This is a genomic window from Streptomyces sp. ISL-99, from assembly GCF_018614005.1.
GTDB classification, from domain to species: Bacteria; Actinomycetota; Actinomycetes; order Streptomycetales; family Streptomycetaceae; genus Streptomyces; species Streptomyces flavidovirens.
This window is the reverse complement of sequence record NZ_JAGGPC010000025.1, coordinates 52316-67235: the sequence shown is the minus strand read 5'-3', so window position 1 is coordinate 67235 and position 14920 is coordinate 52316. Positions and strand designations below refer to the sequence as shown.

The 14920-nt window shown below is 71.5% G+C and carries 8 protein-coding genes and 2 pseudogenes; 3 read left to right on the top strand and 7 right to left on the bottom strand.

Translation table 11 applies throughout. The features are described from left to right. Window positions 1–196 precede the first annotated feature (196 nt). The 3 genes and pseudogenes from J7E91_RS15910 to J7E91_RS15900 all read right to left on the bottom strand — a co-directional run. A pseudogene (locus J7E91_RS15910) lies at window positions 197–1391 on the bottom strand (IS110 family transposase); the annotation flags it as partial. Between the two features lie 112 nt (window positions 1392–1503). After that, window positions 1504–2163 carry a response regulator transcription factor gene (locus tag J7E91_RS15905; protein ID WP_214904257.1) on the bottom strand — a complete coding sequence of 220 codons (660 nt, stop codon included), beginning with the start codon at window positions 2161–2163 and terminating at the stop codon, window positions 1504–1506. Further along, window positions 2160–3311, bottom strand: coding sequence for a sensor histidine kinase (locus J7E91_RS15900; protein WP_308376610.1), 1152 nt, complete (start codon window positions 3309–3311; stop codon window positions 2160–2162). Before J7E91_RS15900 ends, J7E91_RS15905 begins: the two co-directional genes overlap by 4 nt. 672 nt (window positions 3312–3983) lie before the next feature. On the opposite strand from J7E91_RS15900, the gene J7E91_RS15895 reads away from it, so the two are divergent. The 3 genes and pseudogenes from J7E91_RS15895 (at window position 3984) to J7E91_RS15885 (ending at window position 6325) form a co-directional block, all read left to right on the top strand. Continuing rightward, window positions 3984–4148 (top strand): hypothetical protein, encoded by a 165-nt coding sequence (locus J7E91_RS15895; RefSeq protein ID WP_214904250.1) that lies wholly within the window; start codon window positions 3984–3986, stop codon window positions 4146–4148. A gap of 33 nt (window positions 4149–4181) precedes the next feature. Beyond that, a pseudogene (drmC, locus tag J7E91_RS15890) lies at window positions 4182–4829 on the top strand (DISARM system phospholipase D-like protein DrmC); the annotation flags it as partial. A 944-nt stretch (window positions 4830–5773) separates the two neighbouring features. Then, the gene (locus J7E91_RS15885; RefSeq protein WP_214904247.1) at window positions 5774–6325 is read left to right on the top strand and encodes a Uma2 family endonuclease; all 552 of its coding nucleotides are present in this window, start codon (window positions 5774–5776) and stop codon (window positions 6323–6325) included. A gap of 138 nt (window positions 6326–6463) precedes the next feature. Here the strand turns inward: J7E91_RS15885 and J7E91_RS15880 are convergent, their stop codons facing one another. Genes J7E91_RS15880 through J7E91_RS15865 form a run of 4 tightly spaced genes read right to left on the bottom strand, consistent with a single transcriptional unit; the run spans window position 6464 to window position 14811 of the window. Further along, entirely contained in the window at window positions 6464–7750 is a 1287-nt protein-coding gene (locus tag J7E91_RS15880) for a TIGR02679 family protein (protein ID WP_214904244.1), read from the bottom strand. Beyond that, on the bottom strand, window positions 7740–11855 hold the full coding sequence (locus J7E91_RS15875) for a TIGR02680 family protein (protein WP_214904240.1): 4116 nt from the start codon (window positions 11853–11855) through the stop codon (window positions 7740–7742). The genes J7E91_RS15880 and J7E91_RS15875 overlap by 11 nt, the downstream gene beginning before the upstream one ends. Beyond that, window positions 11852–13267 (bottom strand): TIGR02678 family protein, encoded by a 1416-nt coding sequence (locus J7E91_RS15870; RefSeq protein WP_214904238.1) that lies wholly within the window; start codon window positions 13265–13267, stop codon window positions 11852–11854. Before J7E91_RS15870 ends, J7E91_RS15875 begins: the two co-directional genes overlap by 4 nt. Beyond that, window positions 13264–14811, bottom strand: coding sequence for a TIGR02677 family protein (locus J7E91_RS15865; RefSeq protein WP_214904235.1), 1548 nt, complete (start codon window positions 14809–14811; stop codon window positions 13264–13266). The genes J7E91_RS15870 and J7E91_RS15865 overlap by 4 nt, the downstream gene beginning before the upstream one ends. Window positions 14812–14920: the final 109 nt, after the last annotated feature.

The following is a 14920-nucleotide window of genomic DNA, read 5'->3' as shown; positions in this document are numbered from 1 at the left end:
GCTAGGACGGCAGATTATTGGCTAGGTATCGGTTCGAAACCCCAGGGTTATCGCACCTCTGGACTGAGGAGAACTGCGGGGGCTGAGGTGGGCTCAGGAGGACGGTAGGGCGCGGGCGACGCGGCCGGCATCCCGCCCGAGAGCTCTCCTCTGAGATGGCTCTCAGGTATGACCCACCCGCCGCTGACTTGTCGTTCGTGCGGGCTTCGTAGAAGGTGCCGTCTCGGAGCATGGCGAACAGGACGTTGATGCGTTGGCGTGCGAGGCGGAGGAGGGCCTGGGTGTGGGTCTTGCCGCGGGCTCGTTGCCGGTCGTAGTAGGTGGGGGAGGCGGGATCGTGCAGGGCGGCGAACGCGGAGAGGAACATCGCGCGTTTGAGGAGCCGGTTCCCGGTTCTGGGGGGGTGTTCGCCGTGGATGGAGGACCCGGAGGACTTCGTTGCGGGTGCGAGGCCGGCGTAGGAGGCCAGATGGGCGGCGGTCGGGAAGCTGGTGCCGTCGCCGATGGTGACGAGCAGGGTGGCGGCGGTCCTGACCCGGACTCCGGGCATGGAGGTCAGGATCTTCAAAGAGGGAGCGACACCAGGAGCTCGCTGATGTGGGCTTCGACGGCTCGTCGTTGTTCGTGGACGGCAGCCAGCGAGCGGGCCAGCGAAGGCACCACCGTGTCGAGTGTTCCGGTGCCGGGGACGAGCACGGTCTGTTCATCGAGTGCATTGAAGATGTCGCCCACCAGGCGTTCGGCCATGCGCGGTGCCTTGGGCCCTATCAGGCCGACCAGTCGGCGGCGTCCGGCCTTGCGTAAGGCGTCCGGCGATCCGTACCGCTCCAGCAGGTAGGTGACGGCGGGGTGGTCGAGACGGGCCCGAGGACGCGTTCCAGCGACGGGTGGAACTGGGTGAGCAGGCCGCGCAGCCGGTTGCTGGTGCGGGTTGCCTCGGCGGCGAGGTCCTGGTCGAAGCCGGTCAGCACGGTCAGCACGGTCAGCTGGGCAGCGGTCTCGTCCGCGAGTTCCAGGGCCCGCAGGGTGTGGGGCATGGTGCGGGCGGCGTCCGCGATCACGTGCGCGCCGGGGGCGTCGGTCTTGGTCTCGCCCGGGTAGAGGTCGGCGATCCGGCGCATCGCCGGCCCGGGCAGGTAGGCGACCTCACAGCCGGCGTCCCGGGCCACCGCTGGGGGCAGGGCCCCGATCGAGGCCGGCTGGTCCACGATGACCAGGACCGTCCCGGACTTCGCCGTCAGCTTGTCGAAGACGGCCCTCAGTTTCGGTTCGCTGTTGGGCAGCCGCTTGTCGTGGACGGTCTTCCCAGCGGCAGTCAGTCCGTGGCCGTGGTGGTCGCCTTTGCCGACGTCCAGGCCGAGGAGGACAGCGATGTCAGCGGTGCCGAGCATCGCCCCCCGAGGGTGGTCACATCCGTCCCGGCCTCGACCAACGGCACTGTACGCGCGCATCCACGTTACGCAGACCAGTCACCCGCAAGCGGCCGGGCTTTGACGGGGTCGGTCACTCGCCCGCGACCACCAGCCCCGCCTCGTACGCGTACACCGCCGCCTGCGTACGGTCGCGCAACCCCAACTTGATCAGGATGCGCCCGACATGGGTCTTCACGGTCTGTTCAGCGATGACGAGCTGCTCGGCGAGCTCGGCATTGGACAGGCCCTGAGCGATCAGGCACAGCACCTCCGTCTCCCGCTCGGTCAGATCCGCCACCCGGTCCCGGCGGGGAGCACGCGGTGCACCTCGCTTGGAGAACTCCTCGATCAGCCGCTTGGTGACGGTCGGGGCGAGCAGGGCACCACCGGTGGCGACGGTCCGTACGGCAGCGGCGAGTTCGTGGGCCGAGGAGTCCTTGAGCAGGAACCCGCTCGCCCCGGCGCGCAGCGCCTCGTACACATACTCGTCCAGATCGAAGGTGGTGAGCATGAGGATCTTGGCGGGGCTGCCGCTCTCGGTGATGCGGCGGGTGGCCTCCAGACCGTCGAGCACCGGCATCCGGATATCCATCAGCACCACGTCCGGGGTCAGTTCGCGCACCTGACGGACCGCTATCTCGCCGTTGCCGGCCTCCCCCACGACCTCGATGTCCGGCTGCGCGTTGAGCAGGACCGCGAAGCTCCCCCGGATCATCGCCTGGTCGTCGGCGATCAGCACGCGAATCGTCATGAGCCCTCGCTCTCACCGGTGGGCAGCAGGGCCCGTACCTCGAACCAACCATCCTCCATGGGCCCCACGTGCAGCGTGCCGCCGAGCATGGAGGCCCGCTCCCGCATACCGAGAACACCGTGCCCCTTGCCGCTCTGGCGCTGCGCGGTGGCAGTGGCCGGGCTGTTGACCACCCGCACTCTGAGATTCGACTCTCCGTAGTTCAGCTCGACCCGGACCTGTGCGCCCGGGGCGTGGCGCAACGCATTGCTCAACGCTTCCTGAGTAATGCGAAATGCCGAGAGTTCGACATGATTGGGCAAGGTCCGCGGAGTACCGAATATTTCTGTCTCGACGGTCAACCCGACCGCCTGTACATTGCCGACCAGTTCGTCGAGATTCTCCAGGGTCGGCTGCGGCACATATCTGCCGTCCTCGCCGCCCGCACCGGGACCGTCGGACCGCATCATGCCCAGAATATGGCGCAGTTCGGTCAGGGCTGCCAGCGCATTCCGCCGGATGCTGCCGAGGCTCTCGCGCATCGCCTCCGGCGGATCGGTGACGAGATACGGAGCGGCTTCCGCCTGTACTGCGACGACGGACATGTGATGGGCGACGACATCGTGCAGTTCACGCGCAATGCGTGCCCGTTCCTCCAGCAATGTCCGGCGGAACCGCTCGATCTCGGTGAGTTTCTCCTGCCGCCGCAGCTGCCGCTGCGCTTCCCTACGTCCGCGCACCGCGGCCAGCAGCATCAGCCCGACCCCGGACAGTATCCCGAACGCGACCAGCGCCTTTCCCGCTCCCTCGGGCCGCAGCGCCACCCCGAGCACTCCGCCGACGAGCAGAGTCAGCAGCCACTGCGTGACGAACAGCCGAACGCTGACCCGCCAGGCGACAATCAGCGTTACGGTCAGATGCGCCAGGAACCCCGGCTCCGTCCACGGCCAGGGCGTATCACTGGCGGGCGCGGTCTCCAGCGCCGCGAGCAGCAGCGGGAACGGCACCATGGCCGCGAGCGACAGCCACCAGGCGGCCACCGGCCGGGTCAGACTCAGCGGCACGGCCGCCGCCTGGACGCACGCAAGCAGCGCAGGTACGGGCCAGGGTGCCTGGAGCCGTTCGGCGACCACGTCCGTTCCGGGCACGACCAGATAGAACGTGAACACCCCTGCGAGGATGAGCGGGAGTTGGCGGAGCACCTGGTTTCGCGGCCGGTGGAGGGTCGGCAGCGGACGCGGCGAGAAATCCAAGAGCCCCCCACGCAAGGTCCGCAAATAGGACACCAGCCGCTGCTTCACTCCATGCGCCCGCGGGCTCGATGAACTCGCCGCCCCCTGCGAACTAGCTGGCCACTCTGCACTGTCCGGATCGCTCGTCACACAATCCATGTTAGAGCCGCCCCGCCGCCCCCCTCCGCCCCGCACCCCACCAGCGCTCCCCATTCCCCCGCAACTCACTCCGCCCCCCACTCCAATACCCCCCGAAAACCTGCCCCCAATCCAAATATTCACCTCCACCACAAAAAACCAGACCCCCCGAAACCAGCCGCCCCAAAAGGGAATTCTCCCACTTCCCAGCCCAGCCCCTAAGCCAGCTCGAAAGCTGAATGCGCCACCGAGCGGACACGGCGCGCCGGTTGGGGCGGACCGACGTCTATACGCCTGGCCCGAGGCAGAAGGACGCGCGCCAGCAGCAGGTCTGCTGACTTGCACCACCGCCTCGGACAGTGACGGGACCCTGGGCGGCCTGGTCCAACTGAGCGAACCCGCCCGCCTGGAACGCGTCGTACCACAGCCCTGGACCGCGCGACGCGGTGCTCGTCGGACCCGATCTGCTCGATGCGAACACCCGAGGACCCCGAGGACTTCCTGCACGGGCCCGCCTGCCACTGCAGCGTGATGGCCTCGGAGACCTCGTGCGAACGGGCCAATCGATTCCTCGACCGCCGTTTCCTCGTCGATCTTCCCGGGAGCGGCCTTGGCTTCTTCTCACACCTCGGCTGACGTCGAAGCGGCGAGGCAAATACCGCGCTCAAGGTCATCGCCACCGGACGCTGGTTCGAGGTCAGGGCACTTCTGGAGGCCGCCGCCTCGACTACTACCGCGCAGAGCCAACTCAACGCCGTGCTTCGTGCCGTGGAAGGCGCACGCTCGGCACCCACGCTGCTCGACCCCCTCTGGACCATGCCCGGCCACCTCGCCCAGAGCGGCCCGCTGACGACGTCGGTTGCCCACCTGGTCGACGGCGCCCGCTGCTCCGTCACCTGCTCGACCTTCATTCTCCAGAGGACGTCGGAGCTCTGGAGTTCGCTACGACAGGCAGCGCGACGGCCGGAGATCGCTGCGCGCGTCTGCCTCGACACCAGGGCGGCCGATCACGGCTCGTCCGGCAGGTCCCCCACCACCGCGGAAGTCGCGAAGCACCTGCGGCCGGCAACGGTGCTGCAAACAAAGGAGTTCGACGGCGGCTACGTCCGAACCCACGCGAAATTCCTCGCCGTCCGCCACCGCTTCCTTCTGGTGACCAGCGCCAACTTCCCCTGGAGCACGGAGAACAACAACATCGAGTTCGGCGTCCTCATCGACAACCCGAACCTCGCTGAAGCTGTTGAGCGCGAACTGTTACAGGCCGAGCACTCTCTCTACGAGCGGGTCGTCGATCGCTCCTCAGAAGGAGCGCGTTGATCGTGTGATTGTCCGGATGGCACAACTCTCGTTCGCCAGCACGCCTGCGGCCGCAGTGCCGACCGCGGAGCCATCTGCACGGTCGCTGCACGCTTGGCCACCAAATGACCACCACGTCGAACCGAACGGACCGAAGCCGATCGACAACAAGGAAAAAGGGCCAGGTCATATCCCTGTAGATCACAACGGCCACTGGTAGTCGATTCCAGACCTACGCATTGCGATGCGTAGACCGCAAGTGTCCGATTGGCCCGACTTCCAAGGTCAACCATAAGAAGAAACCCCAGGTCAGAGGCCTGACCTGGGGTTCACCATGGAGCCGCCTTCGGGATTCGAACCCGAGACCTACGCATTACGAGACCGTGAGCGTTCATGTTGCCGGATACCGCTTGATGCCGCCGAGTGATGTCCTGCCTGATCAGAGTACTTACGGCAGGTTGCCCCCTGCTACCTCATGATGCCCCGCCCAAAGGCGTCCGGCCACCGAGCGGCCACCGGATCGGGCACACCCGAAGCAACAGGTCTCGAATCGTTGAGTTGTCGGACTCGGACAAAGCCCCCCGCCCAGGTCGTGTCCCGCCAGGTGACACCTGGCGGGACGCCATCCCCGCCCACTGCACATCCAGGCCACCGCCACTCACCACTCCAGCCGTAGATCGTGATCTTCATGTCCGGGATGCGGCTTGCCGCCGGTGGTGACTGGTGCGTGATCGCGCCTGGTGGCGGCCGCCCCGTGGCCACCCCGGAAGGTGCTCGCCGCCCCTGGCAGTCACCCAACGCCGCCTGTTGGGTCCGAACACTTACGGGCCCGGCTCACGCCCATCGTCACAGCGCCCGCTCGTGCGGACGGTTCCCCCCTGTGGTGCGCGCACGCCACGCGAGTCCGCGGGCCTGGGGACAGTACTGTCCGCCGTATCATGACGGCACACGGGAAGGAGCCCTCCATGAGTGTGGACTCGATCATGCACACCGAGTTCCCCAAGGGGTACACGGTCCTGTTCGGGGCCGACGGAAAGGTGATCATGACCCCGCAGAGCGAAGAGCACTCCAGCACCATCAGGTCGATGCAGATCGACTCTCTCGCTCTCGGCCGTCACGCGAAGGTCACCTCCGACGTCTACATCGACTTCCCCGCCGACGAGAACTCCGCCCCCGACCTGGCCATCCTGCGCGAGGACGCGCGCAAGGAGGGCAAGCGCTACAGCTTCGAGGACGTCCTGCTGATCTCCGAGGTCGTCTCGACCTCCTCCGCGCGCAAGGACTACGACGACTGCACCGCCAAGTACGGGCGCTACGGCATCCCGGTCTACCTGATCGTGGACCCGTACGCCCAGGAAGTCGTCCTGCACACCCAGCCCACCGGGTCCGGCTACATCGCGGCACACACCCACGCATACGGCTCCGGCAAACTCCCCATCCCCCTGGCCGACGGCCGCACCTTCACTCTCGACCTCGACGAGCTCCCCCGACCGGAGCCGGAAACCGGCACTCACTGAGAAGACGCACGCGATCACGAAGAGACGCGGGCGAGGTCGCCCAGGAACCAGAATCCGCGGTCCTCACGGCTGGTCCTGCTCGCGACGCCGGCAGCGGCTCTACGGAATCGTCGTTGACGACGGCCACCGGACTCCGGGTCAGGCACGGTTGAGGTCGGACAGGAGGGCGGGCAGGAGGCGTTCCTCCATGACCGTGCTGCCCGACGCCTCCATCGCGAGGGCCAGTCCGGGGTCCCAGGGGCTGGCCGCGGGCGGTCCCGCGAGCGGTGTGGACTCGCCCTCGTCGAGTGCCGCCGTGTAGTCGGCGGCCGTCATCCGCCAGAGGCGGGCGCCGTGGCGGGCCACGGCGTCCGCGGTGATGCGCAGGCCGGCCCAGTCGAAGTCGGCGCGCCAGTGCAGCCGGGCTCCCGCGCGTACGGCGTCGCCGAGCAGTTTGTGGCAGGCGGCGGACGGGACGCCCTCGGTGCACACGAGGGCCGCGCCGGCGTCCTGGAGTTCGCCGGCGGCGGCGCGCAGTACGGCCGGGTTCTCGCAGACGTAGATGGTGCGGGCTGCGGGGACGACGGGGTCGGTGGCCAGCTGCTGGAGGGTGAGCCGAAAGGGGATGCCGAAGTCGGCGGCGTCGCGCAGCCAGTCGCAGACGACGGTGTCGCCCTCGGCGCCGATGTTGAGGACGAGTACCTGGCTGGCGAGGTCGTCCGCGATGGCGCCGGCGCTCTCCCACAGGGCGCGCCGCCCGGCCCGGTCACGCGGTACGACGAAACCGCCGCCGGTGCGCTGGGCGAGGGCACGCAGGACGAGCTGTTCGAGCGGCGTGCCGGGAACAAGAGCCTTGGTGTCGCCGGTGGCCCACTCCGCGAGAACCGGAAGCGGCAGGACAGCGGGGGATCGTTCCGGGGAGCCTGCAACGCGGTCCCCGTCACCGGGGAGCCTCTCCAGAACGCGCACCGCCGCGTCGAGAAGCGGCGCGTCCCCCCGGCGTACGAGACGGGTGAGGGTGCCGTCGGCGGCGATCCGGTCCAGCCATGCGGCGAACCACCCCTGCCCGGCGAGCCGACTGGAGTGGGCGGACTCCAGGGCCTGTTCGCGGCGTGCTTCCTCGCCGGCCCGTTCGGCCGGACGGTCACGCAGGGGGCCGTGGAGCCGGCCGAGGGTCCGGAGGAGACCGGTGCCGTAACGGTCGTACAGATACCCGTCCAGGTCACGCAGGGGTACGGCGAGGCGCTTGGCGGTCTCGGGCCGGTAGCGGCCGGTGATGCCGATGACGATACGGCGCTCGGCCTCGCCGGGCCCCGTGAGCCCGATGTCGCCGTCGAGCGCGCCCCCCGTGCGCTCCAGTCTGCGGCGGGCGGCGGCGAGCAGCCGGGCCCATCCCTCGCCGCGCAACTCGTCGTACCCGTGATCTCCACGCCGCTCAGCCGGCAACCGGGGCCTCCTCGGGGGTCGGGACGCGGCGGGTGCCGGGCGAGCCGAGGGCGGCGGTGAGGTCGCCGGTGTCGTCGGCGAGGAGCCGGGCGCCGTCCCAGACGAGCAGCAGCGCGGAGACGGTGTGGTCGACGGCGGTGTGCGCGAGGTCGTAGTGAGCGGCGGCGGACACGGAGGCGTGGGCGGCCCACAGGTCGTAGCCGGTCATGAACAAGTCGAGGTCGAACTGCGCGGCCAGTGACATGAGTTCGCCGCGCCCTGTGTCGTCCACCCCGGCGAAGGCCTCGTCCAGGGCGAGCAGACGCGGGGCGTGCGGATCGGCGGAGTTGAGCATGGCGTGCGCGGCGGCGAACAGCGGCAGGTGCAGCGACACGGACTGCTCACCGCCGGACAGGCGGCTGTGCCGGGCGCGGGTGAGTCGCTCTTCGCTCTTGTCCGGGCGTACGAGCTGGAACGCGAACTGCCGCCAGCGCCGGTAGTCGAGGGTCTCGGCGAGCAGCTCGCGGTAGGGCTGGTCGCGGTGACGGGCGCGGGCGGTCTTGATCTGCGCGGCGAAGTGGACGCGCACCCGGGCCAGCCCCTCCGGGCCGAGGCGGGCGGCGTCTGCGTCGAGGAGGGCGCAGACGGCGCGCTGTTCGTCGTCGAGGTGGTCGGCGAGCAGCCAGCTCACCCCGACCGTCGTCCCCGAGGACATCGTGCGCCGTCGCATGTCGGTGTTCATCCGCCGGATCAGGTCGCGGGCGTCGACCGTGCGGTCGTGGATCTGCTGGGCAAGCCGGGTGAGCAGGGCGTCCTCCAGGATGCGCTGCTCGGACTCGGAGAGCAGTTCGGCCTGGTCACGGCGGTGGGAGGAGATCTTCTGGGCGAAGGCGGCGACCGGCAGCGGGCCCTCCTCGTCGGCCACGCGGACGAGGATGACGCCGTCGGAGCCGTCCCATTCGGGCCGGTAGTCCTGTCCGGCCGCGGCAAGCTGCGCCTGGAGGTCGTCCAGGGCCTTGGTGAGCCGGGTGACGGACTGCTTGAGGCTGGTCTCGGTGGGGGCGAGGTCGCGGGTCGCGGAGAGGATCGCCTCGTGTACGGCGGCCACGGCCGGCGGGAGTGCCTCACCGGTCCAGTCGGCCTCCTGGGCGGGCCAGGCGAGGCCGGGCGGGCAGCGCAGGATGTCGAGGAGTTCGCGGGCGGCGTACGGGCGCAGGGAGCGGGCGGTGTCCTTCTCCTCCGCCGCGGCGACCGACCGGGCCTCGGCGGCGGCCGTACGGCGGGCCTCGGCCGCGGCGGTGCCCGCGATCGCGCCGTGCTGAGCGGTGCGGGCCGCCTCGGCCTCCCCCACCAGGGCGTCGATGCCGTCCTCGGTCTCCTGGACCTGGCGCATCACCTCCTGCGCCTCGGCCCCGACGGCTTCCTGGAGGGCCTCAAGTCCCGCGGCCTCCTCGGCGTGCCGGCGGCGCGCGGCGCGCTCGGTGTCCAGCGCCGCCTCCTCGTCCTCGGCGGCGGCGGTGAGCCGTTCGGCGGCTGCCTGTGAGGCCTCGGTCTGGCGGGCGTGTTCGCGGCGGCCGGCGGCCAGTTCGCGGACCGCCGTCTCGAAGGCGCGGGTGGCGGTCTCGACGGCGTCGACGCGGTCGGTCTCGATGGCGTGCTCGGCGGCGGTACGACGCAGGGCGCGCTCGGCGACCGACCAGGCGGCCACCGACTCGTCGTACGCGGCCCGGGCGGCGTCGGCGGCGTCGCGGGTGGCGCGCAGCCTCGCCGCGGCCCGGTCGAGCCCGCGCAGCGCCTGTGTGATGCCGGTGGTGCGGGGCAGGGCGGCGCGGGCGGCGGCATACGCGTCGAGGGCGGCGTCAGTACGGGCCTGCGCGCGCGCCAACTCGTCGAGCTGGGCGGAGAGTTCGGCCAGCAGCGTCTCGCAGGCGGCGATCCGGGCAGCGCGCCGACGGGCGCGGGCGGTGGCGCCGACGTACTCGGCGTGCTCCTTGGTGTGGGCACCGACCAGGACCCCGGCCGCGTACCGGCCGTCGGGGCTGATCTGCGGGATGCCCGAGTCGAGGTCTTCGGTGACGGCGACGGAGCGCAGTACGGCGGTGATCCGGGCGGCGGTCGGGATCGCGTCGCCGGTGTCGGGGGCCTCGGGGCGCAGGAGGTCGGCGAGACTCGGTCCGCTCACCGGGGCGCCGGCACGGAGGTAGCCCTCGCTGTGCCCGGCCGTCACGGGGGTGTCCTCGGCGGTGACAAGGGCGTCGAGGAGGCCCGATGCCTCCAGGGCCGCTTCCAGGTCGGCTCGTTGACGGTCCGTCAGGTCATTGTCGAAGTCGACGAGCCGCCACAGCGGAACGCCCTCGCCGGGCGCCCGGTCGGCGGTGCGGCCGCGGGCCGGGGGCGGGGCGTCGTCGTGTTCGGCGGCGATCCGGTCGCGTTCGGCCTCCGTATCGGCGCGGCGGCGCTCCACGTCGGTGCGCTGGGCGCGCAGGGCGGCGAGGGTGTCGCGCACTTCCTGCACGGCGGGCGCGGTGGCCTCGGCGAAGGCGTCGGCGAGCGTGAACGCCTCGGCCTCGCCGGTGAGTTCGAGGGCTTCGGCGAGTCGGCCGGTCCCCTCATCGGTCAGGAGTTCGCCATGTGTGCCCATCCACTGGCCGAGGGCCGTACGGGCCTGTTCGCGGGCGGCGTGAAGGACCGACTCGGCGGCGGTCTCCGCGGTTTCGGCCGCGGTGACGGCCTCCTCGGCGCGGTCGAGGGAGACCCGGGCGAGGTCGCGGGTCTGCTCGGCGCCGCGGGCCGTCTGCTGGGCGGCGCGCACGGCCCGGACGCCCTCGTGGCGGGCGGCGGCGAGTGCGGCGGAGCGTTCGGCGAGGCGGGCGGGTTCGGCGTCGGCCGGGGTCCAGGGCAGGCCGGCGGTGTGGGCGTGGTCGGCGACGGTCGCGGCGTCCCGGGAGACGGCGGCGTCGAGTTCGGCGGCGAGCCGTGCGGCGTGTTCGGCCTCGGCGCGGGCGCGGCCGGTTGCGGCGCTGCGGCGTTCGCGTTCGGCGCTCGCCTGCCGGGCTGTCTGCTCGCAGGTGCGCACCAGGCGTTCCAGGTCGGCCAGTTGCTCGATGGCCTGGTAGGCGGCGGAGGAGCGCAGTTGGTCGAGCCGGGAGCGTTGGGCGGCGAGCGCCGCGTCGGCGGACTCGGCGCGCGTCTCGGCGGTGGCCTGTTGCTCGCGGGCCGCCGCAAGATCTGCCGCGGCGGCGCGCAGGGCGGCGGCGCGCTCGGCGGTCTCGGTACGGCGGGCGGTGAGCCGGTCGGCGGCGGCGCGGGCGTGCACCCGCAGATAGGTGGAGTAGCTCGCGAGGAAGGCGCGGGTGGCGTCGTCGGCGGCGGCCAGCCCCTCCAGCGTGCGCTGCACGGACTCCATGTCGTCGAAGGAGCGGGCCGCCTCGGCGATCAGGTCGTCGTCGAGGGGGCGCAGACCGGCGGTGAGGGTGTCGGAGAGCTTGGCCGGGTCGAGGTTCTTGGCCAGCTGCGGGCGGCGCAACGTGAGGATCAGGGTGAGCAGTTGCTCGTACCGCTCCGGGCCGAGGCCGAACAGGCGCTGGTCGACGGCGGCGCGGTAGTCGGCGGTGGAGGCGATCAGTTCGCGGCCGAGTTCGGCGGCGAGCTGCTTCCTCGTCATCGGCCGGTCGTCGTGGGTGAGGAGGGAGAAGTCCTCGCCGACCCGGCCCTCGGCGACGAAGTGCCAGCGAGCGGGCGTGTCGCGGTGCCGCTGGGCGTGCAGCCCGATGCCGCAGGTGACGGCCTGGCCGGTCTCCCGGTGGGTGAACTCGATCCAGACGTATCCCAGCGCGCTGTCCTGCCCGCGGAAGAGCAGGTTGGACTTCATCGTGCGGTCCTCGGCGGCGAACGGGTTGAGCCGCTTGGGGTCGATACGGCCGTCGAGGACGAACGGGAAGAGGACTTCCAGGGCCTTGGTCTTGCCCGATCCGTTGGGTCCGCGCAACACCAGCCAGCCACCGGCGAAGGAGAACTCCTCGTCCCGGTAGTCCCACAGATTGATGATCCCGGCACGGGTGGGGACGAACCGGGCGGCGGAGGCCGTGAGTGAGGGGGCAACAGGAGTGGGAGCGGGGGTGCTCACGGAGTCGGGTCCTTGGTGGTGTCGTCGACGGACAGGGCGGTCTGGGAGGGCGGCCCGGCCGCTGTACGGGTTCTCACGCGGGCCGTGACCCCCCGGTAGCGGGCGAGCAGCGGAAGCGCGAGGGCTCCGCCGTCGACCCGGACGATCAGCGACATGGCGGCCAGCAGGTCGAGGGCCTGGCCGAGCAGCCGGTCCGGGTCGCCGCGCAGATCGGCGGCGAAGCCCGCTCCGTACTCGGCGGTGATCTCCCTGAGCCTGCCCCGGAGCCAGGAATCCGTGACGAAGGGGTAACGGGTCTCCGTCGGCCCCTGCCCCTCGCCGCCGGATGCCTCGTACGCCGACTCCTCGTCCGGTTCGGCGAGTCCGGTGATCAGCCCGCGCGACGGCAGGGCCGCGTCGATACGCCGGGCGCGGGCCGCGAGGCGTTCGGCGGCGGTGGGCGCGGGCAGCAGTTCGAGGGCGTGCCGTCCGGACCGCTGCACGGCGGCGCTGATCCGGGCGGCGAGCAGCAGCGCGGCCTGCGCGACCGTACCGCCGCCGGGGAAGCGGAGGTCGGACAGCCTGCCGGAGGTGTCGATGAGCGCCACGCCCTCGGCCCGCCGCTCCACCGTCAGCCCGGTCAGCCGCTCCAGGTCCTCGGCGAGGGCGGGGGCCCGCAACTGGCCCAGAAGTTCGGTGTCGGCGTCGGCGTAGTACGCGGCCGGGTTCTCCAGTACCAGGCGGCGGGCGCGGCGCGCTTGGTCGCGACGCTGGGCGGCGCGGCCGACGGACAGGCCTATCGCGCCGGATGAGTCCAGCAGCGCGGTGACCGAGGTCAGATGCTGCAGGACGCGGGTCGGGTGGTGGACGGCGAGGAGGATCTCGCGGTCGATGTCGTACAGGGCCTCGGCGCGCTCGGGGTCGCCGGCCCAGGCGGTGGCGGAGCCGTCGGCGAGGGTGAGCGCGCCGCGTTCGGTGAGCCAGGTGACGGCGTCGACGAAGGCGTCCCGGTCGGGCTTGCGCGCGGTGTCCAGGCCGAGTCCGTCGATGCGTACGGCGTCGGCGGCGACCGCGTCGGCCAGTTCCCCCAGCGCCACCTGCGCGCCGTGGCGGCCCAGCGCCGCGAGGGTGAGGACGAGGTAGGCGTAGCGGCGCCGGTCGAAGGGCCGGCCCGCGCGGGTGAGGGCCGGGCGGGTGGTGTCCAGGCCGTCCTGGGCGCGCTGGAGCCGGGCGGTGTCGGCGGTGGTCACGAGCCGGTACCCGAGCACGTCCATCAGATCGATGCGCAGATGGTCGGCCCAGCGGCGCACGGTCGCCAGCGCCGCCCTGTCTGGGTACCCGGGCGTGACCAGCGGATGCCGCAGGACGAGCCGTACCGCTTTCTGGTAGTCGGCGAGTTCGAGCGGGGAGACGCCCTCGGCGACACGGCTCATGCGGTGACCTCCAGGCGCAGCCCGTCGAGATGGAGGCGGCCACGCACGGTGTCGACGGTGGTGGAGCCCTCGGCGGGGGTGAGGGTGAGCCGTACCCCGTGGGCGGCGCCGGAGGCCGCGGTGACCCGGCGGCTGGCGGGGACTCGGGCGGCGAGGGTCACGTCCAGCAGGGCGAGCAGCGCCCGCGTCTCGGGCTCGTCGAGCGTCCGGCCATACACCCCGTCCGACGCGAGGGAGTTCGCGGCACTGCGCCGCTCGGCCTGTTCCTTGAGCTGCTCGGCGCGGAGCAGCGCCCGCCGGTCGTCGTCGCGGTCGATGCGGCCGGGGCCGTACAGGGCGGGGGTGCGGCCGGACTGGACCAGGGTGCGGGCGAGTTCAACCGGTTCGGCCTCCCACCAGGACGTACGCCCCGGGATCCGCTCGGGGTCGGCGTACGGGACGGCGATGTGGCGGGGCGCGCCGAGCCCGAAGACCGCCTGGAACAAGGCGTGCGCGTCCTCGTCACTCTCGCAGGAGGTGAACCACTGGGCAAGATGGCGCAGTTGGCTCTCCCGGCTCACCCCGCCCCGGCGCGCCTCGGTGACCCGGCGCAGCAGGGCGAGGACGGAGCGGATCGCGGTGACGGTGGCGTCCTGCAGCCGCTCGGTCTCGCTGTGCTCGCGCTCGGCGAACCAGTGGACGATGCCGTCCCACCGGTGCCGCCAGTCGGCCAGCCGCTCGGCGGGGCTGCGGAAGAGCCGTTCGTCGGCTTCGGCCGCGTACTCGATCATGCGGTCCACACCGGTGGCCGCGGCCTTCTCGACCGCTTCGGCGAGCAGCGGGGCGTAGCGGCCGAGCTCGGCGGTGAACTCCCGCATGTGCGCGAGGAGCGTGTCCTTGTGGGCGAGGAACACCTCGGGCCGGGTGTCGTTGGTGCGCGCCAGGTCGCCCAGCATGAGGTAGAAGCGGGCGGCGCGCTGCGCCATCTCGTTCAGCACGGAGTCGAGGCGGCCGAGCTTGCGGTACACCTCCTCGCCGTCGCCCGCGGTGTTGGCCTCGGCCAGCGCGCGCAGGTCGCCGAGGATGTCGGGGAAGACGAGGCGGGAGAGCTGGGCGTCCTCCAGGCTCGCGCCGAGCACGTCCTCCACGGCCCGGTACGCCCGGTATCCGGCCTGGGTGAACTGGTACACGTAGTGGCGGTTGCGGTACTCGGCGAGGTTCGCGGCGCGCGTCCCGTCGTACGACCGGTCCAGCACCTGCCACTCCGCGAGCGCGTCGAGCAACGGCTGAACGCCGGCCGAGCCACCCACGGCGCCCGCGGCGGGATGGTCGACGGCGAGCCGCTCCAGCAGCCCCACCGCGTCCGAAGCGTGCAGCAGCACCTGGTAGTTGGCACGTCCGCGGTCGAAGGCCCGCAGCAGCCACAGGTACTCGTGACGCTTCTCGGCGGCGGCGAAGTGGAACAGCCGCAGCCGGTCGTCGAGGGAGAACGCGTCGATACCGAACGCGCCCTCGTCGACGGGGTCCGGAGCGTGCGGCTCCGGAGCTTCGGATTCGTCACTCACGGATCTTTCGGCTTCCCTTGCTTCCGCCGGTACTCGTCCGACTGGAGACCATCGGATCCGCACCAGTGTGCCGTACCCCGACCGGTGCGTGTAAGCCGCTCCCCGGCCC